Here is a 19,678-nt window from a genome sequence, read left to right as displayed (position 1 = left end):
TTATTCTCCTCCTTATCCTAGAATTCAAGGCCAGCTTCTCTAGCTCCGTTTGCAAGTTCCTGGATTCTTCCGTGGTAGATATATCCACCTCTGTCAAATACTACTTGCTTGATTCCTTTTTCGATCGCTCTTTTTGCAGCAAGTTCTCCTACTTTTTTAGCAGCTTCCTTGTTTCCTGTACTCTCAACCGCTGACTTTATTTCTTTGTCTAAAGTAGAAGCTGAAGCAAGAGTTACTCTGTTCACGTCATCTATGATCTGTACATATATATTGTTTGTACTTCTGAATACATTCAGTCTCGGTCTTTCAGGAGTTCCAAATACGTTTTTGCGGACTCTCTTGTGTCTAGCTATACGATTTGAGTTTTTATCTATCTTCTTGAACACCTTCATCACTCCTTTCGTTTTATTTACTATTTCTTACCAGTTTTTCCTTCTTTACGTCTTACCTTCTCACCAGAGTATCTGATTCCTTTGCCTTTGTATGGCTCTGGCTCTCTCCATGCTCTGATTTTAGCAGCGTAGTTTCCTACAACCTGCTTGTCTATTCCTTTTACGATGATCTCAGTCTGAGTTGGAACCTCAGTCTCTATTCCTTCTGGATCTATCATTTCTACCGGATGTGAGAATCCAAGGCTCAGGTTAAGCGAGTTTCCCTGCTTTGCAGCTCTGTAACCTACTCCTACAACTTCCAGTTTCTTTGTGTATCCTTCAGTAACGCCTGTGATCATGTTGCTTAGCAATGTTCTTGTAAGTCCGTGAAGAGATTTATGCTTCTTTTGCTCAGTCGGTCTTGCTACTGTTGCAATTCCTTCTGATATCTCTATTTTCATATCTGGGCTGAACTGCTGAGTTAATGTTCCTTTTGGTCCTTTAACTTCGCAGAAGTTATTTTTATCGAGTTTTATTTCAACGCCTGCTGGCACTGTAATTGGTTTAAGTCCTATTCTTGACATTTAGGCACCTCCTTTGCATATTATTACCAAACGTAGCAGATTACCTCTCCGCCTATTCCAAGCTCTCTAGCCTGCTTGTCAGTTAGTATTCCTTTTGATGTTGAAATTATTGAAATTCCAAGTCCGTTTAATACCTTTGGTACTGAGTGGTTGTCTGCGTATACTCTCATACCTGGCTTTGATATTCTCTTTATTCCAGTGATAACTTTCTCACCGTTCTTGCCATACTTTAACTGTAATCTGATAAGGCCTTGCTTACCATCTTCGATTACATCGTATCCTTTTATGAATCCTTCTTCAAGAAGTATACGAGCTAATTCCTTCTTTATATTTGATGCAGGTACGTCAACATTTTCGTGTCTAACTGTATTCGCGTTTCTTACACGTGTCAGCATATCTGCGATTGGATCTGTCATTGTCATGATTTTTTAACCTCCTTCCATGGTTTGCAATTACCAGCTTGCTTTTCTTACTCCTGGTATTTGTCCTTTGTAAGCTAATTCTCTAAAGCATATACGGCATATTCCGAATTTTTGAAGAACTGCGTGAGGTCTTCCGCAAAGGCTACATCTTGTATATTCTCTAGTAGAGTACTTTTGCTTTCTTGCCTGTTTAATTACCATAGCTTTTCTTGCCATGCTTTTTACCTCCTTCTACTTAGCGAAAGGCATTCCGTAAAGTCTTAACAACTCTCTTGCCTCTTCGTCAGTTTTTGCTGTAGTAACGAATATTATGTCCATTCCTCTTACTACATCCACTTTATCATATTCTATCTCAGGGAAGATTAACTGCTCTTTTATTCCAAGAGCGTAGTTTCCTCTACCGTCAAAAGATTTTGTGTTTACTCCTCTGAAGTCTCTTACACGTGGAAGAGAGATGTTAACAAGCTTGTCTACGAAGTGCAGCATGTTGTCTCCTCTAAGTGTAACTTTAGCTCCGATTGGCATTCCTTCTCTAAGCTTGAAGTTCGCAACTGATTTTCTGGCTTTTGTTACAACAACCTTTTGTCCAGTTATAGTCTCAAGTTCTGCTACTGCCGCATCAAGAAGCTTTACGTTTTCTTTTGCTGATCCAAGTCCCATATTTATAACAACTTTGTCAAGTTTTGGAATTTCCATAACGTTTGAATAGTTGAATTTCTCCATCATAGCCTTGGCTATTTCATTTGTATATTTTTCTCTAAGTCTTGAAGCCATTTATTTGCCTCCTTTCATCCCATTTTAAATCTATATCTGCTCGCCTGTTTTTTTAGAAACACGAACTTTTTTGCCATTCATTTCTTTGTATGATACTCTAACGCCTTTTCCAGCTTTTGAGTCATACGGCATCACGTTTGAACAATGAATAGCTGATTCCTTTTTTAGCAGTCCACCCTGTGGATGATCCTTGCTTGGTTTCTGGTGCTTTGTAACTACGTTTACTCCTTCAACAAGAACCTTCTCTGCCTTTGGGAATACCTGCATTACTTTACCTTTTTTGCCTTTATCTTTTCCACTTATAATTACGACTGTATCTCCGCTTTTTATACGCACTTTCTAACACCTCCTTGAATTATAGTACTTCTGGTGCAAGTGAAATAATTTTCATAAACTGTTTATCTCTAAGTTCTCTGGCAACAGGCCCGAATATACGAGTTCCTACTGGAGACTTGTCATCTTTGATTATTACTGCAGCATTTTCGTCAAATTTAACGTATGAACCATCTTTTCTTCTTACGCCTGTCTTTGTACGAACTATTACCGCCTTCACTACTTTACCTTTTTTAACAACTCCGCCTGGCGTTGTGCTTTTAACTGAACACACTATAACGTCACCGATGTTTCCTGACTTTCTAGTAGATCCACCTAATACTCTAATACAAAGTAGCTCTTTTGCTCCTGAGTTATCTGCAACTCTAAGACGTGATTCTTGTTGTATCATTGTATCTGCCTCCTTCCTGCTAAAATTTATTCAGCAGCTCTTTCTATTACTTCTACAACTCTCCATCTCTTATCCTTAGAAAGTGGACGAGTCTCCATTATTTTTACACGGTCACCTGTTTTACAAGTGTTCTCTTCATCATGCGCCTTGAACTTTATAGTTCTCTTAACTGCTTTTCCGTACAGTGGATGACGCACAAACTCAACTATTGATACTACAACAGTCTTATCCATTTTATCAGAAGTTACATATCCGATTCTGATTTTTCTATTTGCTCTTTCCATTATTCGTTGACCTCCCTCCAAACAGGCTTTTGTTACGCTCTTTGCTTCTCGTTTAAAATAGTTTTTACACGAGCTATTTCTCTTTTAACGAACTTAACTTTTACAGGATTCTCAAGCTGTCCTGTTGCCAGCTGGAATCTAAGGTTGAATAATTCTACTTTAAGCTCTGTTAATTTAGTAGAAAGTTCTTCGTTAGTCATTTCTCTTAAATTCTTAGCCTTCATTCGTGTCACCAACCTTTACTTCAAAATCTGCTTTTGTCACGAATTTACACTTTATTGGTAATTTGTGACTAGCAAGTCTCATGGCTTCTCTGGCTTTCTCTTCAGAAACACCTGATAATTCAAACAATATTCTTCCTGGCTTTACTACTGCTACCCAGTACTCCGGAGAACCTTTACCGGCTCCCATACGAGTTTCAGCAGGCTTTTGTGTTATTGGCTTGTGTGGGAATATTTTTATCCACACCTTACCGCCTCTTTTTATATATCTGTTAATTGCTATACGCGCAGCCTCTATCTGATTTGCAGTTATCCACGATGGCTCCATTGCAACTAGTCCAAAATCTCCATAAGCAAGCTTATTTCCTTTTTGTGCAGTTCCTGCCATATGGCCTCTGTGTACTCTACGACGTTTTACTCTTTTTGGCATTAACATAATTGTTTCCTCCTTCCTTTGAATAAGACCTAGTTCTGATCGTCTCTATTAGCAGGTCTAGGCCCTTTTCTGTTAGGTCTGTCGCCTCTCTTAGCGTTTGGATCAAAGTCTCTTCTCTTTGGTTTTCTTCCTGCATCTTTTGGAGCTACCATTGGAGCGCTGAAATCTCTCTTAGGTCCTCTTCTTGATGGTAATATTTCACCGTTACATATCCATACTTTTACGCCTAGTTTTCCGTATGTTGTATCTGCTTCTGCGAATCCGTACTCTATGTCAGCTCTAAGTGTATGCAGCGGAACGATTCCTTCTGAATATCCTTCTGTTCTGGCCATCTCTGCTCCACCAAGTCTTCCTGCTGTAGCAACCTTGATTCCTTTAGCTCCTGATTTCATAGCTCTCTGCATTGCCTGCTTCATAGCTCTTCTGAATGCTATTCTGCGCTCAAGAGCCATTGCTATGCTCTCTGCAACCAACTGTGCATCTCTTTCAGGTCTTGATACCTCGATTATGTTGACAAATACCGTCTTTCCTTTTGTCAGCTTCTCGATATCCTTCTTAAGGTCTTCGATTCCCTGTCCACCTTTTCCGATTACCATTCCAGGTTTTCCAGAGAATACATTTACCTTAACTTTCTGTCCCTGTCTCTCTATCTCTATTTTAGCTACGCCTGATAGGTATAGCTTTTTCTTTACAAAGTCTCTTATTACAGCGTCTTCTTTTATGAATGCTGCGAAATCACCTTTACCAGCGAACCATCTGGAATCCCAGTCTTTGTTGACTCCGACTCTCAGTCCGTGTGGGTTAACTTTTTGACCCATGCTATTTCCTCCTATCTCTCTTGTACTGTAACTCCGATATGGCTAGTTCTTTTTCTTATACCTGTTGCTCTACCCTGTGCTCTTGGCATAAATCTCTTAAGAGTAGGTCCCTGATTTGCATATATCTCTGCAACGTATAGTTTTTCTCTGTCCATATTGTTGTTATTTTCAGCATTTGCTGCTGCTGATGCAACTACTTTTGATATTATCTTTGCACTTCTGTGAGGCATATATTTTAAGATCGCTATTGCTTCGTCAACGTTCTTTCCTCTAACCAGTGAGCATACGTATCCCGCTTTTCTTGGGGAAGTTCTCACGTATTTCGCTATTGCTTTCGCTTGCATGTTTCTTACCTCCTTCCTTATTATAACAGGAATTATTTTCTCTTTGAAGATCTATCGTCGTCCTTATGTCCCTTGAATGTTCTAGTTGGAACAAATTCTCCTAACTTGTGTCCTACCATATCTTCAGTTACATATACAGGAACGTGTTTTCTTCCATCATGTACTGCTATTGTGTGTCCAACGAATTCCGGGAATATTGTTGATGATCTTGACCATACTTTAACAACACTCTTATCATTTGTTTTGTTCATTTCTAATATTTTTTTATAAAGTCCTTCGTGTACGAAAGGGCCTTTTTTAGATGATCTTCCCACTTATGAAATCCTCCTTTCAAGGGTTATTATTTCTTTCTTCCTGATACTATCATCTTGCTTGATGCTTTTTTCTTCTGTCTTGTCTTGTAACCAAGTGCTGGCTTACCCCATGGAGTTACTGGTGATGGTCTTCCTATTGGAGATCTACCTTCTCCTCCTCCGTGTGGATGGTCATTAGGGTTCATTACAGATCCTCTTACAGTTGGTCTGATTCCCATGTGTCTCTTTCTTCCAGCCTTACCTATTACAACGTTTCCGTGCTCAATGTTTCCAACCTGTCCGATTGTAGCCTTGCAGTTCGCGTTTACATATCTCATCTCTCCAGATGGAAGTCTTAGAAGAACGTTCTTGCCTTCTTTTGCCATAAGCTGTGCTGAAGTTCCTGCTGATCTTACGATCTGTCCGCCTTTTCCTTCTTTAAGCTCTATGTTGTGGATTATTGTTCCAACTGGCATGTCTTTCATCTTAAGGCAGTTTCCAACTTTTATGTCTGAATCTGCTCCTGAGTATATCATATCGCCTACTTTAAGTCCTACTGGAGCAAGGATGTATCTCTTCTCTCCGTCAACGTAGTGAAGCAGCGCTATGTTTGCACTTCTGTTTGGATCGTATTCGATTCCGGCAACCTTTGCAGGTACCTGATCTTTATCTCTCTTGAAGTCGATTATTCTGTATTTTCTCTTTGCACCGCCACCTCTGTGACGAACTGTTATCTTACCTCTTGAATTTCTTCCTGCGTTCTTTTTTAATGTTGCAAGAAGAGTCTTCTCTGGCTCGTGTTTAGTTATCTCGTCAGAATTCAGTACTGTAAGAGATCTCAAACCAGGTGACGTAGGTCTATACTTCTTTATAGCCATTTAATTCCCCTCCTTTTATACACCAAAGAACTCTATTTCTTTGCTTGCTGCTGTCAAGGTTACAACTGCTTTTTTGTAAGAAGACGTCTTTCCTTCGTTTCTTCCCATTCTTTTTGTCTTTCCAGCATAGTTCATAGTGTTTACTTTTTCCACATTTACTTTGAATATTTCCTGTACAGCTTTTTTTATTTCAGTCTTGTTTGTATTTTTTGCAACTATGAAAGTGTACTTTTTATCCTGTGCCTGTGTCATACTTTGCTCAGTAATTACTGGTCTTATTATGATATCTTGTGCTAGCATTATGCGTACACCTCCTCTACTTTTTCAACTGCTTTTCTTGTTATAACAAGCGTGTCGCTGTTTACGATATCGTATACATTCAGCATGTTAACAAAAGAAACTTTTACTCCTGGAATATTTCTTCCTGACTTAACTACTGCAGGTGCATTTTCTGCTGTAATTATAAGTGGTTTCTTTCCAGTGTTAAGTGCTGACATTACGTTCATGAAATCCTTTGTCTTTGGAGCATCCATAGCAAATTCATCCACTACTATCAGCTTGTTTTCAAGAGCTTTTGAAGTAAGAACGCTCTTCATCGCAAGCCTCTTAACTTTCTTAGGGATTGCGTAGCTGTAATCTCTTGGTTTTGGTGCGAATACTACTCCGCCGCCTTTCCACTGTGGTGATCTTGTGCTACCCTGTCTTGCTCTACCAGTTCCTTTTTGTTTCCATGGCTTTCTTCCTCCGCCACGTACTTCAGCTCTGGTTTTAGTGCACTGTGTACCCTGTCTCTGATTTGCCAGGTAATTCTTTATAGCTTCGTAAACCGCATGCTCACTCATCTCTATTGCGAATATACTTTCTGACAGTTCTATTTCATCAATTTTCTTTCCGTTTAAGTCTAATACATCAACTTTAGGCATTTTTTATTCCTCCTTTCCTTTGCATTAACCTTTGATGGCTTTCTTAACTACTACTAAGCCCTTCTTAGGTCCAGGAATCGCTCCTTTAATTAGTATTAAGTTCTTTTCAGCGTCAACTCTTATTACTTCAAGATTCTGGATTGTTCTTCTAACAGCTCCCATATGACCTGCAAGTTTTTTTCCTTTGAAAACTCTTGATGGGTCAGATGCAGCTCCCATTGATCCAGGTCCTCTGTGGTATCTTGAACCATGGCTCATTGGTCCTCTTGACTGATTATGTCTCTTTATAGGTCCTTGGAATCCTTTACCTTTTGAAGTTCCTGTAACGTCAACTTTCTGTCCAACTTCAAACATTGATACATTTAGCTCCTGAGCTAATGTGTAATTTGCAACATCTTCGCTTCTGAACTCTCTTACGAATTTCTTAAGGCCTACTCCTGCTTTTGCAAAGTGTCCTTTTTGTGGCTTGTTAAGGCTTTTTTCTTTAACCTCTCCATAACCAACCTGTACAGCCTGGTACCCGTCGTTTTCAACAGTCTTAAGCTGTGTAATTACCATTGGTCCTGCCTCTACTACTGTTACCGGAACCATTATTCCGTCTTCAGTGAATATCTGAGTCATGCCCAGTTTTCTTCCTAATATTCCATTCATTCTGGAACCCTCCTATTCTTACAGCGGATTGCTATGCAATCATTCTAAGATAAGGTATCTTTTATTGTAATACCTTAACTTCATTTTGAATTAAAGTTTAATTTCGATATCTACTCCTGCTGGGAGATCTAATCTCATCAGCGAATCTACAGTCTTTGGACTTGGATTCGAAATATCGATAAGTCTCTTGTGAGTTCTTATTTCGAACTGCTCTCTTGAGTCTTTGTACTTGTGTACCGCTCTCAGGATTGTGATTATCTGCTTCTCTGTTGGAAGTGGTATTGGACCCGCTACTGAAGCACCTGTTGTTTTTGCAGTTTCTACAATCTTCTCAGCCGACTGATCCAGCATTCTGTGATCATAAGACTTTAATCTGATTCTGATTTTTTGGTTCTTAGACATTCTTCTTTACCTCCTATCGTACGATTCTCGTACGACTCGATCCGTAAACTGTTCCGGGCGTTTCGTAAACTTCCGAAAAAAACAGCCTTTACGGCTCTAGTCGCCACATTCATTGATGTTGCATGCTCCACGGAAATTCCCTGGACTTAACCAGCCACCTTCCGTTTCTACGCAATTCTTATTAAACACACTAATATAGTATATAACAGCATGTCTATAAATGCAACATTTTTTTTGCTATTTTTTTACTTTTTTTTCGAAGGCTTTCTTCTGCGAGAGTTCTGAGCTGTTTCCGCCTTCTGAGCAAATGATCTTGGCTGTCTGCCTGAAGTTTTTTCCTTCTCTGGCACGGTCATTATCATCATCGGGTATGAGTGATCTTCATTTACGTCAATCTTATTCCCGGTTAGCTTTTCGATATCCTTAAGATATGGCTTTTCCTCTATGTTGCAGAAAGATATAGATATTCCTCTCAGCCCCGCTCTTCCTGTCCGGCCTATTCTGTGAACGTATGTTTCCGGTACGTTTGGAAGGTCGTAGTTGAATACATGGGAAAGCTCATCTATGTCTATTCCTCTGGCTGCAAGGTCAGTAGCTACAAGCACTTTTATTTTCCCGCTCTTGAACTCTGAAAGCGCCGTCTGCCTCGCTCCCTGCGATTTGTTTCCATGAATTGCTCTGGCATTTATACCCGCTTTGAGAAGCTCCTTCACTAACTTGTCAGCACCGTGTTTTGTCCTGGTAAAAACGAGAGATGACGATATCCTGCCGCTTCTGAGAAATTCTATGAGAAGCCTGTGTTTGTTGTTCTTGTCTACGAAGCATACTGACTGTTCAATTGTATCTGCCGTTGAAGATACAGGAGCCACCTCTATCCTCACTGGATTTTTGAGTATCTTTGAAATAAGATCCTGTATCTCCGGTGGCATAGTTGCTGAAAAGAACATTGTCTGCCTTTTTTCCGGAATCATGGAGATTATTTTTTTGACGTCATGTATGAATCCCATGTCCAGCATCCTGTCTGCCTCATCAAGCACGAATATGTCCAGGCTTTTCAGATTTATCTCTTTCTGGGATTCAAGGTCCTTGAGCCTTCCCGGGGTTGCTACAAGAATATCTACTCCTTTTCTCAGCTTTTCTATCTGAGGCTTTGCCGATACTCCGCCAAAAATCACGCAGCTTCTTATGCCGGTGTGCCTTCCATATGCTTCGATGCTCTCGTGTATCTGAAGAGCAAGCTCTCTCGTAGGCGTCAGTATGAGCGCCTTTATTTCTCTTCGACCCCTTGTTTTGTGATTTATCAGCTTGTTCAGCACTGGCAGTGCGAACGCCGCAGTTTTTCCGGTTCCAGTCTGCGCGCAGCCTAATATGTCCCGTCCCTCAAGAGCTGGCGGGATTGCCTGCACCTGAATAGGGGACGGCTTTTTGTAACCTTCCTCAGCAAGTGCCTTTAATAATTGTTTTTCAAGTTTCAAATCTTCAAATTTCATTTTCCATCCTGACTCTATAATAAAATGTTCATATTCTAATATTTCATTATACCCTATTATCAGCATTTTATCCATTTCTATTTTTTAAGCTTCGTAAACTGTCTTCCCGTTTACCATTGTCATCATAGCGCTTTTTACATAAAAAATCCCGCCGTCTGTAATTTACAGAGGGCGGGTATTTATTTGCTGTATCATATTCCTGATTTTATAAGTCTTATTACAGGGCTATGTTGTCTCCATCCTGCTTTGGATAGTTTGGAGTCTCTTCAAGGTTTGTTATGTGGATTGATTTATAACGCTTGAGGCCTGTACCTGCTGGTATAAGCTTTCCTATTATAACATTCTCCTTCAGACCTATTAGATTGTCCTTGCTTCCTTTTATAGCTGCTTCCGTAAGGACTCTTGTTGTCTCCTGGAATGAAGCTGCAGAAAGGAATGAATCTGTTGCAAGAGAAGCCTTTGTGATTCCGAGAAGAACCTGTTTGAAGGTTGCAGGCTCTTTGCCTTCTTCTTCCAGCTTTTCGTTTGATCTTCTCACCTCTGCGAGGCTCATGAGTGCTCCAGAAAGGAAAGTCGAGTCATTTGGCTCTTCGATCTTTACCTTGCTCAGCATCTGTCTCGCAATGATCTCGATATGCTTGTCGTTTATATCAACACCCTGGAGCCTGTAAACTCTCTGAACCTCTTTAACGATGTAGTCCTGAACTCCGATTACGCCGTTAACCCTGAGGATATCATGAGGGTTTATTGATCCCTGAGTAAGCTGCTCGCCCGGCTTAACATGCTGTCCGTCTCTGACTTTCAGCATAGCGCCGTATGGTATCTGATACTCATGCTCTTCGCCTGATTCAGTAGTAACTATGATGTCTTTACGCTTTCCATTTTCTACGAACTTCACAGTTCCTGCAACTTCGGTTATAACAGAAAGTCCCTTTGGCTTACGAGCCTCGAAAAGCTCCTCAACCCTTGGAAGACCCTGCGTGATGTCTCCACCCGCAACTCCTCCTGTATGGAAGGTTCTCATAGTAAGCTGCGTTCCCGGCTCACCGATTGACTGAGCTGCTATTATACCAACGGCCTCACCAACATTCACGTTCTTTCCTGTCGCAAGGTTTCTTCCGTAGCATGTAGCACATACTCCATGCTTTGACTTACAGTTGAGGACTGTACGCAGAACAAGGGTTGTGATTCCCGCTGCAACTATCTCTTCTGCAACCTCTTCTGAAATCTCTTCGCCTTTTCTTGCTATAATTTCACCGGTCTGAGGATGAAGCACATCTGATACCGGATATCTTCCTACTATTCTGTCATAAAGCTGTTCTATTACTTCGTTTCCGTCCTTGAATGCGCTTACTTCGATTCCTTCTGTCGTTCCACAGTCTATCTCTCTTATGATGACATCCTGAGATACGTCAACAAGTCTTCTTGTAAGGTATCCTGAATCGGCCGTACGAAGCGCCGTATCGGCAAGTCCTTTTCTGGCTCCGTGTGAGGATGTGAAGTACTCAAGTACTGTAAGACCCTCACGGAAGTTTGATTTAACCGGTATCTCAACGGTCTTACCTGAAGCATTGGCCATAAGACCACGCATTCCTGCAAGCTGTCTTATCTGGTTCTTAGAACCCCTCGCTCCGGATACTGCCATTATGTTTATGTTGTTAAGCGGGCCGAGGTTTTTCATAAGAGCGTCTGTTACAAGGTCAGTTGTAGCTGCCCAGGTTTCGATTACTCTTTCGTATCTCTCTTCATCTGACATAAGACCACGCTTGAAATTCTTTTCATATTTTGCAACTTTTTCTTCTGCCTGTCTTACAAGATCATGCTTTTCTTCTGGAATTATCATATCCGCAACTGATACGGTCATCGCACCCTTTGTTGAATATTTGAATCCAAGATCCTTTATCTTGTCAAGCATAAGCGCTGTTGCAGTATTTCCGTGCTTTCTGAAGCACTTGTCTATTACTTTTCCTATCTGATTCTTCGCAAGTATGAAGTCTACCTCGAGAGAATACTTGTCCACGCTTCTGTCAACATATCCAAGGTTCTGAGGTATGTTGTTGTTGAATATGAACCTTCCTACTGTTGACTCTACGAGCTGTCCCTTGTCATTCTCATCAAGCTTTATTCTTACTCTGACTCTCGCATGAAGATTAACCTGCTTGTTTTCATACGCAAGCATCATTTCATCGAAATCCTTGAATACAGATCCCGTTCCCTGAACACCTTCTTCTTCCATAGTCAGGTAATACGCTCCAAGAACCATGTCCTGCGAAGGAGTTGTTATAGGAGAACCGTCTTTAGGCGCCATGATGTTGTTCGGAGAAAGCATAAGGAATCTTCCCTCTGCCTGGGCTTCCACTGAAAGCGGTACGTGAACTGCCATCTGGTCTCCGTCGAAGTCAGCGTTGTAAGCTGTACATACAAGCGGATGAAGCTTTATGGCCTTTCCTTCAACAAGAACAGGCTCAAATGCCTGGATTCCCAGTCTGTGCAGCGTCGGTGCCCTGTTGAGCAGTACCGGGTGTCCTTTTATTACTTCTTCCAGAACTTCCCATACTTCAGGCTTTACTTTTTCAACCATTCTCTTGGCATTCTTGATGTTCTGAGCATAGCCTTTTTCTACGAGCCCGTTCATTACAAATGGCTTGAACAGCTCCAGAGCCATCTTTTTAGGAAGTCCGCACTGGTAGAACTTGAGGTCCGGACCAACTACGATAACCGAACGTCCTGAGTAGTCAACCCTCTTACCAAGAAGGTTCTGACGGAAACGTCCCTGTTTTCCCTTAAGCATGTCTGAAAGTGACTTGAGAGGCCTGTTTCCAGGACCCGTTACAGGTCTTCCTTTTCTTCCATTATCTATAAGTGCATCTACTGCTTCCTGAAGCATTCTTTTTTCGTTTCTTATTATTATGTCTGGCGCTCCAAGCTCAAGCAGCTTCTTTAGTCTGTTGTTTCTGTTTATTACTCTTCTGTAAAGGTCATTCAGGTCTGAAGTAGCAAATCTTCCTCCGTCAAGCTGAACCATAGGTCTCAGCTCCGGCGGTATTACCGGGATTACATCCAGGATCATCCATGAAGGATCGTTTCCTGACTGCTTGAATGCCTCTACTACCTCAAGCCTTCTTATTGCCTTGATACGTTTCTGTCCGCTGGCATCCTTAAGCTTGCCTTTGAGATCTTTTGAAAGTTCTTCAAGGTTAAGCTTCTTTAGCATTTCTTTTACGGCCTCGGCTCCCATCTTTGCTACGAATGAGTTTCTTCCGTGAGTCTCTATTGCATCTCTGTATTCTTTTTCACTTAGCAGCGCATTCTCTGTGAGGTTTGTCTCACCCGGATCTATGACTACATAGGAAGCGAAATAGAGGATTTTTTCAAGAAGTCTCGGTGACATATCCAGGAGCAGTCCCATTCTTGACGGGATTCCCTTGAAATACCATATGTGTGAAACCGGCGTTGCCAGTTCTATATGGGCCATTCTTTCTCTTCTTACCTTTGCTCTGGTTACTTCGACACCACATTTGTCACAAATTACGCCCTTGTGTCTTGCTCTGTCTTTTTTGTACTTCCCACAGTGACATTCCCAGTCCTTCTGCGGCCCGAATATGGCCTCACAGAAAAGACCGTCCTTTTCCGGCTTTAATGTTCTGTAGTTTATTGTTTCAGGTTTTTTAACCTCGCCATAAGACCATTCTCTGATCTTCTCCGGCGATGCCAGACCTATTTTGATTGATTCAAAATTATCTAATTCAAACAAGGAGTGCAGCTCCCTTCTTCTATTCTTATACTGGAAATAAATTTAGGTTAACACTTTTTACGGAATAAACCGTGCCGCTGTGGCACAGTTTATTCTCTGGTTTATTAGTCAAGTTCATTTTCGTCAATATCAAAATCATCATCGAAATCTTCGTCTTCTTCTTCATCCATGTATTCAAGATCAAACGTGGACTCTTCGTCAATAATAGAGGCATCCTTTGTTATGTCTACCTCAAACATGTCATCTCTCTCTTCATCGATATATACGGAATCGTCTTTTATCTCGATATCATCTACATCTTCTCTCACTTCCACTTCCTGCTCGTCTTCTGAAAGAAGCTTTACATCAAGGCAGAGTGACTGAAGTTCTTTTATAAGAACCTTGAATGATTCTGGTATTCCCGGTTCAGGAACGTTTTCACCTTTTACTATTGACTCGTAGGTTCTTACTCTTCCTACCACGTCATCGGATTTTACAGTAAGAATTTCCTGAAGTGTATGAGCTGCTCCATATGCCTCAAGAGCCCAAACCTCCATCTCTCCGAATCTCTGTCCACCAAACTGAGCTTTTCCTCCGAGTGGCTGCTGAGTTACAAGAGAGTAAGGTCCCGTGGATCTGGCGTGGATCTTGTCATCAACAAGGTGGTGAAGCTTCAGCATGTACATGTATCCCACTGTAACCCTGTTGTCAAAGAAATCGCCTGTCCTTCCGTCCTGAAGCTGAATCTTTCCGTCTTCAGGATATCCGGCTTCATTCAGAGCCTTGAATATATCATTCTCGTTTGCTCCATCGAATACAGGTGTAGCTACGTGCCATCCAAGCTGTTTTGCAGCAAGTCCCAGATGGACCTCAAGTACCTGTCCGATGTTCATACGTGATGGTACTCCCAGCGGATTCAGAACTATCTCAAGCGGTGTTCCGTCTGGCATGAAAGGCATATCCTCTTCTGGAAGAATACGTGAGATAACACCCTTGTTACCATGACGTCCGGCCATCTTGTCGCCTACATTTATTTTCCTTTTTTTGGCAATATAGCATCTTACAAGCTCATTTACTCCTGCTGGAAGCTCATCGCCGTTTTCTCTTGTGAATATCCTTATATCAACTATTATCCCTGATTCTCCATGTGGAACTCTCAGAGATGTGTCTCTTACTTCTCTCGCTTTTTCAGCAAATATCGCTCTCAGAAGCCTCTCTTCAGGAGTTATTTCAGTTTCTCCCTTTGGAGTTACCTTTCCTACGAGTATATCTCCGGATTCAACCTCGGCTCCGATCCTCACTATTCCTCTTTCATCAAGATTCTTGAGGGCATCGTCCCCTACATTAGGTATGTCTCTTGTTATCTCTTCAGGTCCAAGCTTCGTATCTCTTGCCTCTGATTCATATTCCTCTATGTGGATTGTAGAAAGCCTGTCTTCTCTTACGAGTCTCTCATTTATCAGTATGGCGTCCTCGTAGTTGTATCCTTCCCATGTCATGAAGGCGATCAGGCAGTTTCTTCCAAGCGCTATCTCACCAAGGTCTGTTGAAGGTCCGTCAGCAATTACATCTCCCTTTTCAAGGACATCGCCTTTTTTAACTATAGGAGTCTGGTTTATACATGTTCCCTGGTTTGAACGTTTGAATTTCAGGAGCTTGTAGAAATCTCTTTCGCCAGTTTCACGTCTTATGACTACCTGGTTGGCAGATACTTTCTCAACCGTTCCTGCTTGTCTTGCAACCACAACAGCTCCAGAGTCAACAGCTGATCTGTACTCTATGGCAGTTCCTATAACAGGAGCCTCTCTTCTTACAAGAGGTACGGCCTGACGCTGCATGTTCGATCCCATAAGGGCTCTGTTGGCGTCGTCGTTCTCAAGGAATGGTATCATTGCCGTAGCTACTGAAACAACCTGCTTTGGAGAAACGTCCATTACGTCTACCCTGTTTCTGTCGATGAGCTGAACTGTACCATTTACGGTTCTGCAGGCAACTCTCTCGTTTACGAATCTTCCATCTTCAGCAAGCGGCTCATTTGCCTGAGCTCTTATATAAAGATCCTCTTCGTCCGCTGTCAGATATACTATCTCAGGCGTTACGATTCCGGTTGATTTGTCAACTTTTCTGTATGGAGACTCTATGAATCCATACTCATTTATCTTGGCATATACTGAAAGTGAGTTTATAAGTCCGATGTTCGGTCCCTCAGGAGTCTCTATCGGACACATTCTTCCATAGTGAGAATAGTGAACGTCCCTTACCTCGAATCCTGCACGGTCTCTTGAGAGTCCTCCAGGTCCAAGTGCAGAAAGCCTTCTCTTGTGAGTAAGCTCTGACAGCGGGTTAGTCTGATCCATGAACTGCGAAAGCTGAGATGAACCAAAGAATTCCTTTATAGCTGCAGTTACAGGTCTTATGTTTATAAGAGTGTTCGGAGTGAGCTCCATCGTATCCTGTACTGTCATTCTTTCCTTTACTACTCTTTCCATTCTCGAAAGACCTATTCTGAACTGGTTCTGCAGAAGTTCTCCTACAGATCTCACTCTTCGGTTTCCGAGGTGGTCTATGTCATCAAGATTTCCTACTCCACTGAAAAGGTTGAACTGATAGCTTACAGAAGCCACTATATCTTCTATGACTATATGCTTCGGTACCAGCTGACGCTTTCTCTTTGAAATAAGGTTTCTTCTCTCTTCAGGGTCTTCTGTTTCTTCGAGGATCTCCTGAAGTACCTTGTATCTTACTTTTTCTTTTATCTTTAAATCGCTTATATCAAAATCAATGTGTTTTTTAATATCTACGAATCTGTTTCCAACGACTTTAACCTCTTTGCCCTCATCTCCTTCGATGAATACGGCTTCGAGGCCTGTATCTTCTATTGAATCCGCTTCTGCAAAAGTAAGTCTGTGGCCAGCTTCAAACAGGATCTCTCCAGTATTTGGATCCACGACATCTCTTGTAAGCTTCTTTCCATTTGCTCTGTTGGCAATTGAAAGTTTTTTGTTGAATTTAAATCTTCCCACCTTCGCGAGATCATATCTCTTTGGATCAAAGAAAAGGGAATTTATGAGTGATTCGGCGCTTTCAAGCGTTGGCGGCTCACCCGGTCTGAGTTTCTTGTATATTTCTATTAAAGCTTCTTCTCTTGAAGTAGTGCTGTCTTTTCCAAGGGTGGCTTCAAGTCTTTCGTCTTCTCCGATAAGGTCTCTTATCTGTTCATTGCTTCCATAGCCAAAAGCTCTGAGCAACATTGTTATTGGCTGTTTTCTGTCTCGGTCTACCCTTACAGAAACTATGTCGTTGGAATCAGTCTCATACTCCAGCCATGCACCCCTGTTAGGAATAACTGTAGATGAAATCAGTTTCTTACCAGATTTGTCAATTTCCTGAGCGTAGTATACACCCGGAGATCTTACAAGCTGACTTACTATAACTCTTTCTGCTCCGTTTATAATGAAGGTTCCCTTATCTGTCATAAGTGGGAAATCTCCAAGGAACACGGGCTCTCCACCCTCATTCTTAACTATCTTGGATCCATCCTCATCAGGAACTGTAAGCTTTACCCTGACTCTCAGCGGAGTAGCATAGTTAACGTCTCTTTCCTTGCTCTCTTCAACGTCATATTTGGGCTCTTCTTCCAAATAATAGTCCAAAAACTCAAGCTTGATGTTTCCAGTATAATCTTCAATTGGGAAAACTTCCTCAAATACTTCTCTAAGTCCTTCTTCGATAAACCACTTGTACGAATCAAGCTGTATCTCTATAAGATTTGGCAGACTCGTAACCTCGTTAATCTTCGAAAAACTCATTCTCTTTCTTCTCCCGATTTGCACAGGATGTGGATATAGCATTCAGACTTCACCTCTCAATTAATAAAAAAAGAATTTCTAATTAGACATACGTCCCCATTATTATTCCATAGCATTATATAAATATATCATATTGGAATGCTTTTTGCAATAAATTTTTATAATGGATTTTCGGCTTCAAACACTGTCGCTCGGATCTTTGACACTTTATCCCATTAGAATATGCTCCAAAGCCTTGCAACAGGCTTATTTTTTTGTCAAATTATAAAAATAATTATTGCACAATGTCTAGCAATGTGCTATAATATAAAGGATAGGAGGTATTTCATATGAGACTTCAAATTTCTAAATCTAAAAATGCTTCGTCATTATATGTCACAAAATCTATTTATGTTAACGGAGTTAGTACTTCCAAGGTTGTTGAAAAACTTGGTACATATGATGAACTAAAAGAGAAGCTCAACGGTGAGGACCCTATCGAATGGGCTAAGGCTTATGTTGCTGAGCTTACAAGAAAAGAAAAAGAAGAAAAAAGAGAAGTTATGGTCAGGTATTCTCCTGCGAAGCAGATTGCCAAGGATGAACAAAAAACATTCAATGGCGGATATCTGTTCCTGCAGCAGATATACCACCAGTTGGGTCTTTCAAAGATATCAAAGGTAATCTCAGAAAAATACAAATTTACATACAACCTGGATTCGGTTCTTTCAAGACTTGTTTACAGCAGGATTATCTTTCCTGCTTCTAAACTCGCTACATGCGAGCAATCGAAGTTATTCATGGAACAGCCTGAATTTGAGCTTCAGCATCTCTACAGGTCTCTGGAAGTACTCGCCAAAGAGTCAGATTACATACAGTCTGAGCTTTACAAGAACAGCCTCAAAATCTGCGACAGAAACAATGGGATCCTTTACTATGACTGCACCAACTATTTCTTCGAAACAGAGCAGGAAGATGGCTTAAGGCAATATGGCGTTTCGAAGGAGCACAGGCCTAATCCGATTGTCCAGATGGGACTGTTTATGGATGGGGATGGTTTCCCGCTTGCATTTTGCATAAACAAAGGTAACACTAATGAACAGGTTACGTTGAAACCACTGGAGAAAAAGATAATATCTGACTTTGGTCTTTCAAGATTTGTAGTATGTACTGATGCCGGGCTGGCTTCTGTTGCTAATCGCAAGTTCAACGACATACAGGACCGGGCATTCATAACTACTCAGTCTATCAAGAAACTGAAGGCATCTCTCAGGGAATGGGCTCTGGATCCTACGGGATGGAAAATGAGTGGTTCAGATGTTCTTTATGATTTAACGGAGTTAAATGAGGACAGTAACTTGGACCTCACATTCTACAAAGAAAGATGGATCAAGGAGAAAGACCTGGAACAAAAACTGATTGTGACATTCTCTACCAAATATCAGAAGTATCAGCAGAGCATCAGGAATCGTCAGATAGAACGCGCACAGAAAGTAATTGATACAAACTCTGGAAAACTGAAGAAGTGTAATTCAAATGATTACAAGAGATTCATATCCAAGTCTCATTGCACCGAAAATGGTGAGGTAGCCGAAAATGAAAGCTACTCCATTGATACTGATTTGATTGCCGGCGAAGCCGCTTACGATGGATTCTATGCGGTTTGCACAAACCTCGATGACGATGCTTCCGCAATCATCAAGGTAAATCAGAGAAGATGGGAGATTGAAGAATCCTTCCGGATCATGAAGTCTGAGTTCAAGGCTAGACCGGTATATCTGCAGCGTGATGACAGAATAGAGGCACACTTCACTACCTGCTTCATTTCACTCATGATATACAGAATTCTTGAAAAGAAGTTGGGCGAAAAATATACATGTCACGACATAGTGACAGGACTGAGAGACATGAATTTCTTTGAAATCACTGGTGAAGGCTACCTTCCAACATATACAAGAACAGATTTAACTGATGATCTTCACGATGCATTTGGATTCAGAACAGATTATCAGATAGTAAATACAAAACAAATGAAAAAAATTTTCAAAGATACAAAAAAATAAAAAACATTACTCACTTTTCAAAAAACAAGAAAACCTGTAAATCGTTGATATTGCTTCGATTCACAGGTTTTTATTCCATTAAAGTGTCAAAGATGAGATTATATAAATATATCATATTGGAATGCTTTTTGCAATAAATTTTTATAATGGATTTTCGGCTTCAAACACTGTCGCTCTGAGGCCTAGTCCATCATGGGCATTAATCGAAACCTGTTTGACTCTTTTTCTTTTTTCCTTATCCTTGCACTGGGCTAATACTTGAGAGCTTAGCTCCTGATTATCCTTGGATTTTTTTGGCATAAAGATACCTGTTAGGGCGAGCACATTAACAGCGCTGACTGCGCCTATACTGCCGATGCATAGATTTTTCATCATTCTTTGCTTTTCTTTTTTATTATTTCTGAATATCTTTTTTTTGAGTTTTTTTAATTGATACTTCTTGCTAGCCATTTGAATCTCCTTTGTCATACAGGCTCAAA

At 41.0% G+C, this 19,678-nt stretch carries 23 protein-coding genes; 1 reads left to right on the top strand and 22 read right to left on the bottom strand.

What is annotated here, in order from left to right:
• Positions 1 to 17 precede the first annotated feature (17 nt).
• The 21 genes from rplR to rpoB all read right to left on the bottom strand — a co-directional run bounded on the left by rplR (position 18) and on the right by rpoB (position 17,199).
• On the bottom strand, positions 18 to 386 hold the full coding sequence (gene rplR, locus AC4PGZ_RS01665; protein ID WP_492159355.1) for a 50S ribosomal protein L18: 369 nt from the start codon (positions 384 to 386) through the stop codon (positions 18 to 20).
• Between the two features lie 26 nt (positions 387 to 412).
• Positions 413 to 955, bottom strand: a complete 543-nt coding sequence (rplF, locus tag AC4PGZ_RS01660; protein WP_492159354.1) for a 50S ribosomal protein L6 — start codon at positions 953 to 955, stop codon at positions 413 to 415.
• 23 nt (positions 956 to 978) lie between these two features.
• Entirely contained in the window at positions 979 to 1,377 is a 399-nt protein-coding gene (gene rpsH, locus AC4PGZ_RS01655; RefSeq protein ID WP_492159353.1) for a 30S ribosomal protein S8, read from the bottom strand.
• Between the two features lie 30 nt (positions 1,378 to 1,407).
• The gene (locus AC4PGZ_RS01650) at positions 1,408 to 1,593 is read right to left on the bottom strand and encodes a type Z 30S ribosomal protein S14 (RefSeq protein WP_492159352.1); all 186 of its coding nucleotides are present in this window, start codon (positions 1,591 to 1,593) and stop codon (positions 1,408 to 1,410) included.
• A 15-nt stretch (positions 1,594 to 1,608) separates the two neighbouring features.
• A complete protein-coding gene (gene rplE, locus AC4PGZ_RS01645) occupies positions 1,609 to 2,151 on the bottom strand; it encodes a 50S ribosomal protein L5 (RefSeq protein ID WP_492159351.1) in 543 nt (180 codons plus the stop codon).
• A 30-nt stretch (positions 2,152 to 2,181) separates the two neighbouring features.
• On the bottom strand, positions 2,182 to 2,487 hold the full coding sequence (rplX, locus tag AC4PGZ_RS01640; protein ID WP_492159350.1) for a 50S ribosomal protein L24: 306 nt from the start codon (positions 2,485 to 2,487) through the stop codon (positions 2,182 to 2,184).
• Between the two features lie 19 nt (positions 2,488 to 2,506).
• Positions 2,507 to 2,875 carry a 50S ribosomal protein L14 gene (rplN, locus tag AC4PGZ_RS01635; protein ID WP_492159349.1) on the bottom strand — a complete coding sequence of 123 codons (369 nt, stop codon included), beginning with the start codon at positions 2,873 to 2,875 and terminating at the stop codon, positions 2,507 to 2,509.
• 26 nt (positions 2,876 to 2,901) lie between these two features.
• On the bottom strand, positions 2,902 to 3,159 hold the full coding sequence (gene rpsQ / locus AC4PGZ_RS01630; RefSeq protein WP_492159348.1) for a 30S ribosomal protein S17: 258 nt from the start codon (positions 3,157 to 3,159) through the stop codon (positions 2,902 to 2,904).
• A 32-nt stretch (positions 3,160 to 3,191) separates the two neighbouring features.
• Positions 3,192 to 3,383, bottom strand: a complete 192-nt coding sequence (gene rpmC / locus AC4PGZ_RS01625; RefSeq protein WP_028830004.1) for a 50S ribosomal protein L29 — start codon at positions 3,381 to 3,383, stop codon at positions 3,192 to 3,194.
• Positions 3,373 to 3,816 (bottom strand): 50S ribosomal protein L16, encoded by a 444-nt coding sequence (rplP, locus tag AC4PGZ_RS01620; RefSeq protein ID WP_492159347.1) that lies wholly within the window; start codon positions 3,814 to 3,816, stop codon positions 3,373 to 3,375. Before rplP ends, rpmC begins: the two co-directional genes overlap by 11 nt.
• A 29-nt stretch (positions 3,817 to 3,845) precedes the next feature.
• Positions 3,846 to 4,634, bottom strand: coding sequence for a 30S ribosomal protein S3 (rpsC, locus tag AC4PGZ_RS01615; protein WP_492159346.1), 789 nt, complete (start codon positions 4,632 to 4,634; stop codon positions 3,846 to 3,848).
• Between the two features lie 11 nt (positions 4,635 to 4,645).
• Positions 4,646 to 4,978: a 50S ribosomal protein L22 gene (rplV, locus tag AC4PGZ_RS01610; protein ID WP_492159345.1), complete on the bottom strand. Its 333-nt coding sequence runs from the start codon at positions 4,976 to 4,978 to the stop codon at positions 4,646 to 4,648.
• 32 nt (positions 4,979 to 5,010) lie between these two features.
• A complete protein-coding gene (gene rpsS, locus AC4PGZ_RS01605) occupies positions 5,011 to 5,292 on the bottom strand; it encodes a 30S ribosomal protein S19 (RefSeq protein WP_492159344.1) in 282 nt (93 codons plus the stop codon).
• 26 nt (positions 5,293 to 5,318) lie between these two features.
• Complete coding sequence (gene rplB / locus AC4PGZ_RS01600; protein ID WP_492159343.1) at positions 5,319 to 6,149, bottom strand: 50S ribosomal protein L2; 831 nt, start codon at positions 6,147 to 6,149, stop codon at positions 5,319 to 5,321.
• Between the two features lie 15 nt (positions 6,150 to 6,164).
• Positions 6,165 to 6,449: a 50S ribosomal protein L23 gene (gene rplW / locus AC4PGZ_RS01595; RefSeq protein WP_492159342.1), complete on the bottom strand. Its 285-nt coding sequence runs from the start codon at positions 6,447 to 6,449 to the stop codon at positions 6,165 to 6,167.
• Positions 6,449 to 7,072, bottom strand: a complete 624-nt coding sequence (gene rplD, locus AC4PGZ_RS01590; RefSeq protein ID WP_492159341.1) for a 50S ribosomal protein L4 — start codon at positions 7,070 to 7,072, stop codon at positions 6,449 to 6,451. Before rplD ends, rplW begins: the two co-directional genes overlap by 1 nt.
• A gap of 24 nt (positions 7,073 to 7,096) precedes the next feature.
• The gene (gene rplC, locus AC4PGZ_RS01585; RefSeq protein ID WP_492159340.1) at positions 7,097 to 7,723 is read right to left on the bottom strand and encodes a 50S ribosomal protein L3; all 627 of its coding nucleotides are present in this window, start codon (positions 7,721 to 7,723) and stop codon (positions 7,097 to 7,099) included.
• 90 nt (positions 7,724 to 7,813) lie between these two features.
• On the bottom strand, positions 7,814 to 8,125 hold the full coding sequence (rpsJ, locus tag AC4PGZ_RS01580; protein ID WP_028830013.1) for a 30S ribosomal protein S10: 312 nt from the start codon (positions 8,123 to 8,125) through the stop codon (positions 7,814 to 7,816).
• A 245-nt stretch (positions 8,126 to 8,370) separates the two neighbouring features.
• Positions 8,371 to 9,615, bottom strand: a complete 1,245-nt coding sequence (locus tag AC4PGZ_RS01575) for a DEAD/DEAH box helicase (RefSeq protein WP_492159339.1) — start codon at positions 9,613 to 9,615, stop codon at positions 8,371 to 8,373.
• 217 nt (positions 9,616 to 9,832) lie between these two features.
• Complete coding sequence (gene rpoC / locus AC4PGZ_RS01570) at positions 9,833 to 13,369, bottom strand: DNA-directed RNA polymerase subunit beta' (protein WP_492159338.1); 3,537 nt, start codon at positions 13,367 to 13,369, stop codon at positions 9,833 to 9,835.
• A 104-nt stretch (positions 13,370 to 13,473) separates the two neighbouring features.
• Complete coding sequence (rpoB, locus tag AC4PGZ_RS01565) at positions 13,474 to 17,199, bottom strand: DNA-directed RNA polymerase subunit beta (protein ID WP_492159337.1); 3,726 nt, start codon at positions 17,197 to 17,199, stop codon at positions 13,474 to 13,476.
• Between the two features lie 287 nt (positions 17,200 to 17,486).
• Here rpoB and AC4PGZ_RS01560 point away from each other — a divergent pair, with 287 nt between their 5' ends.
• Positions 17,487 to 19,199, top strand: coding sequence for an IS1634 family transposase (locus AC4PGZ_RS01560; protein WP_492159336.1), 1,713 nt, complete (start codon positions 17,487 to 17,489; stop codon positions 19,197 to 19,199).
• Between the two features lie 141 nt (positions 19,200 to 19,340).
• On the opposite strand, the gene AC4PGZ_RS01555 is transcribed toward AC4PGZ_RS01560, so the two are convergent.
• Positions 19,341 to 19,649 (bottom strand): hypothetical protein, encoded by a 309-nt coding sequence (locus AC4PGZ_RS01555; protein ID WP_492159335.1) that lies wholly within the window; start codon positions 19,647 to 19,649, stop codon positions 19,341 to 19,343.
• Positions 19,650 to 19,678: the final 29 nt, after the last annotated feature.

The organism is Proteocatella sp. QWL-06 (assembly GCF_058684135.1).
This window is presented reverse-complemented; position numbering and strand designations above follow the sequence as displayed.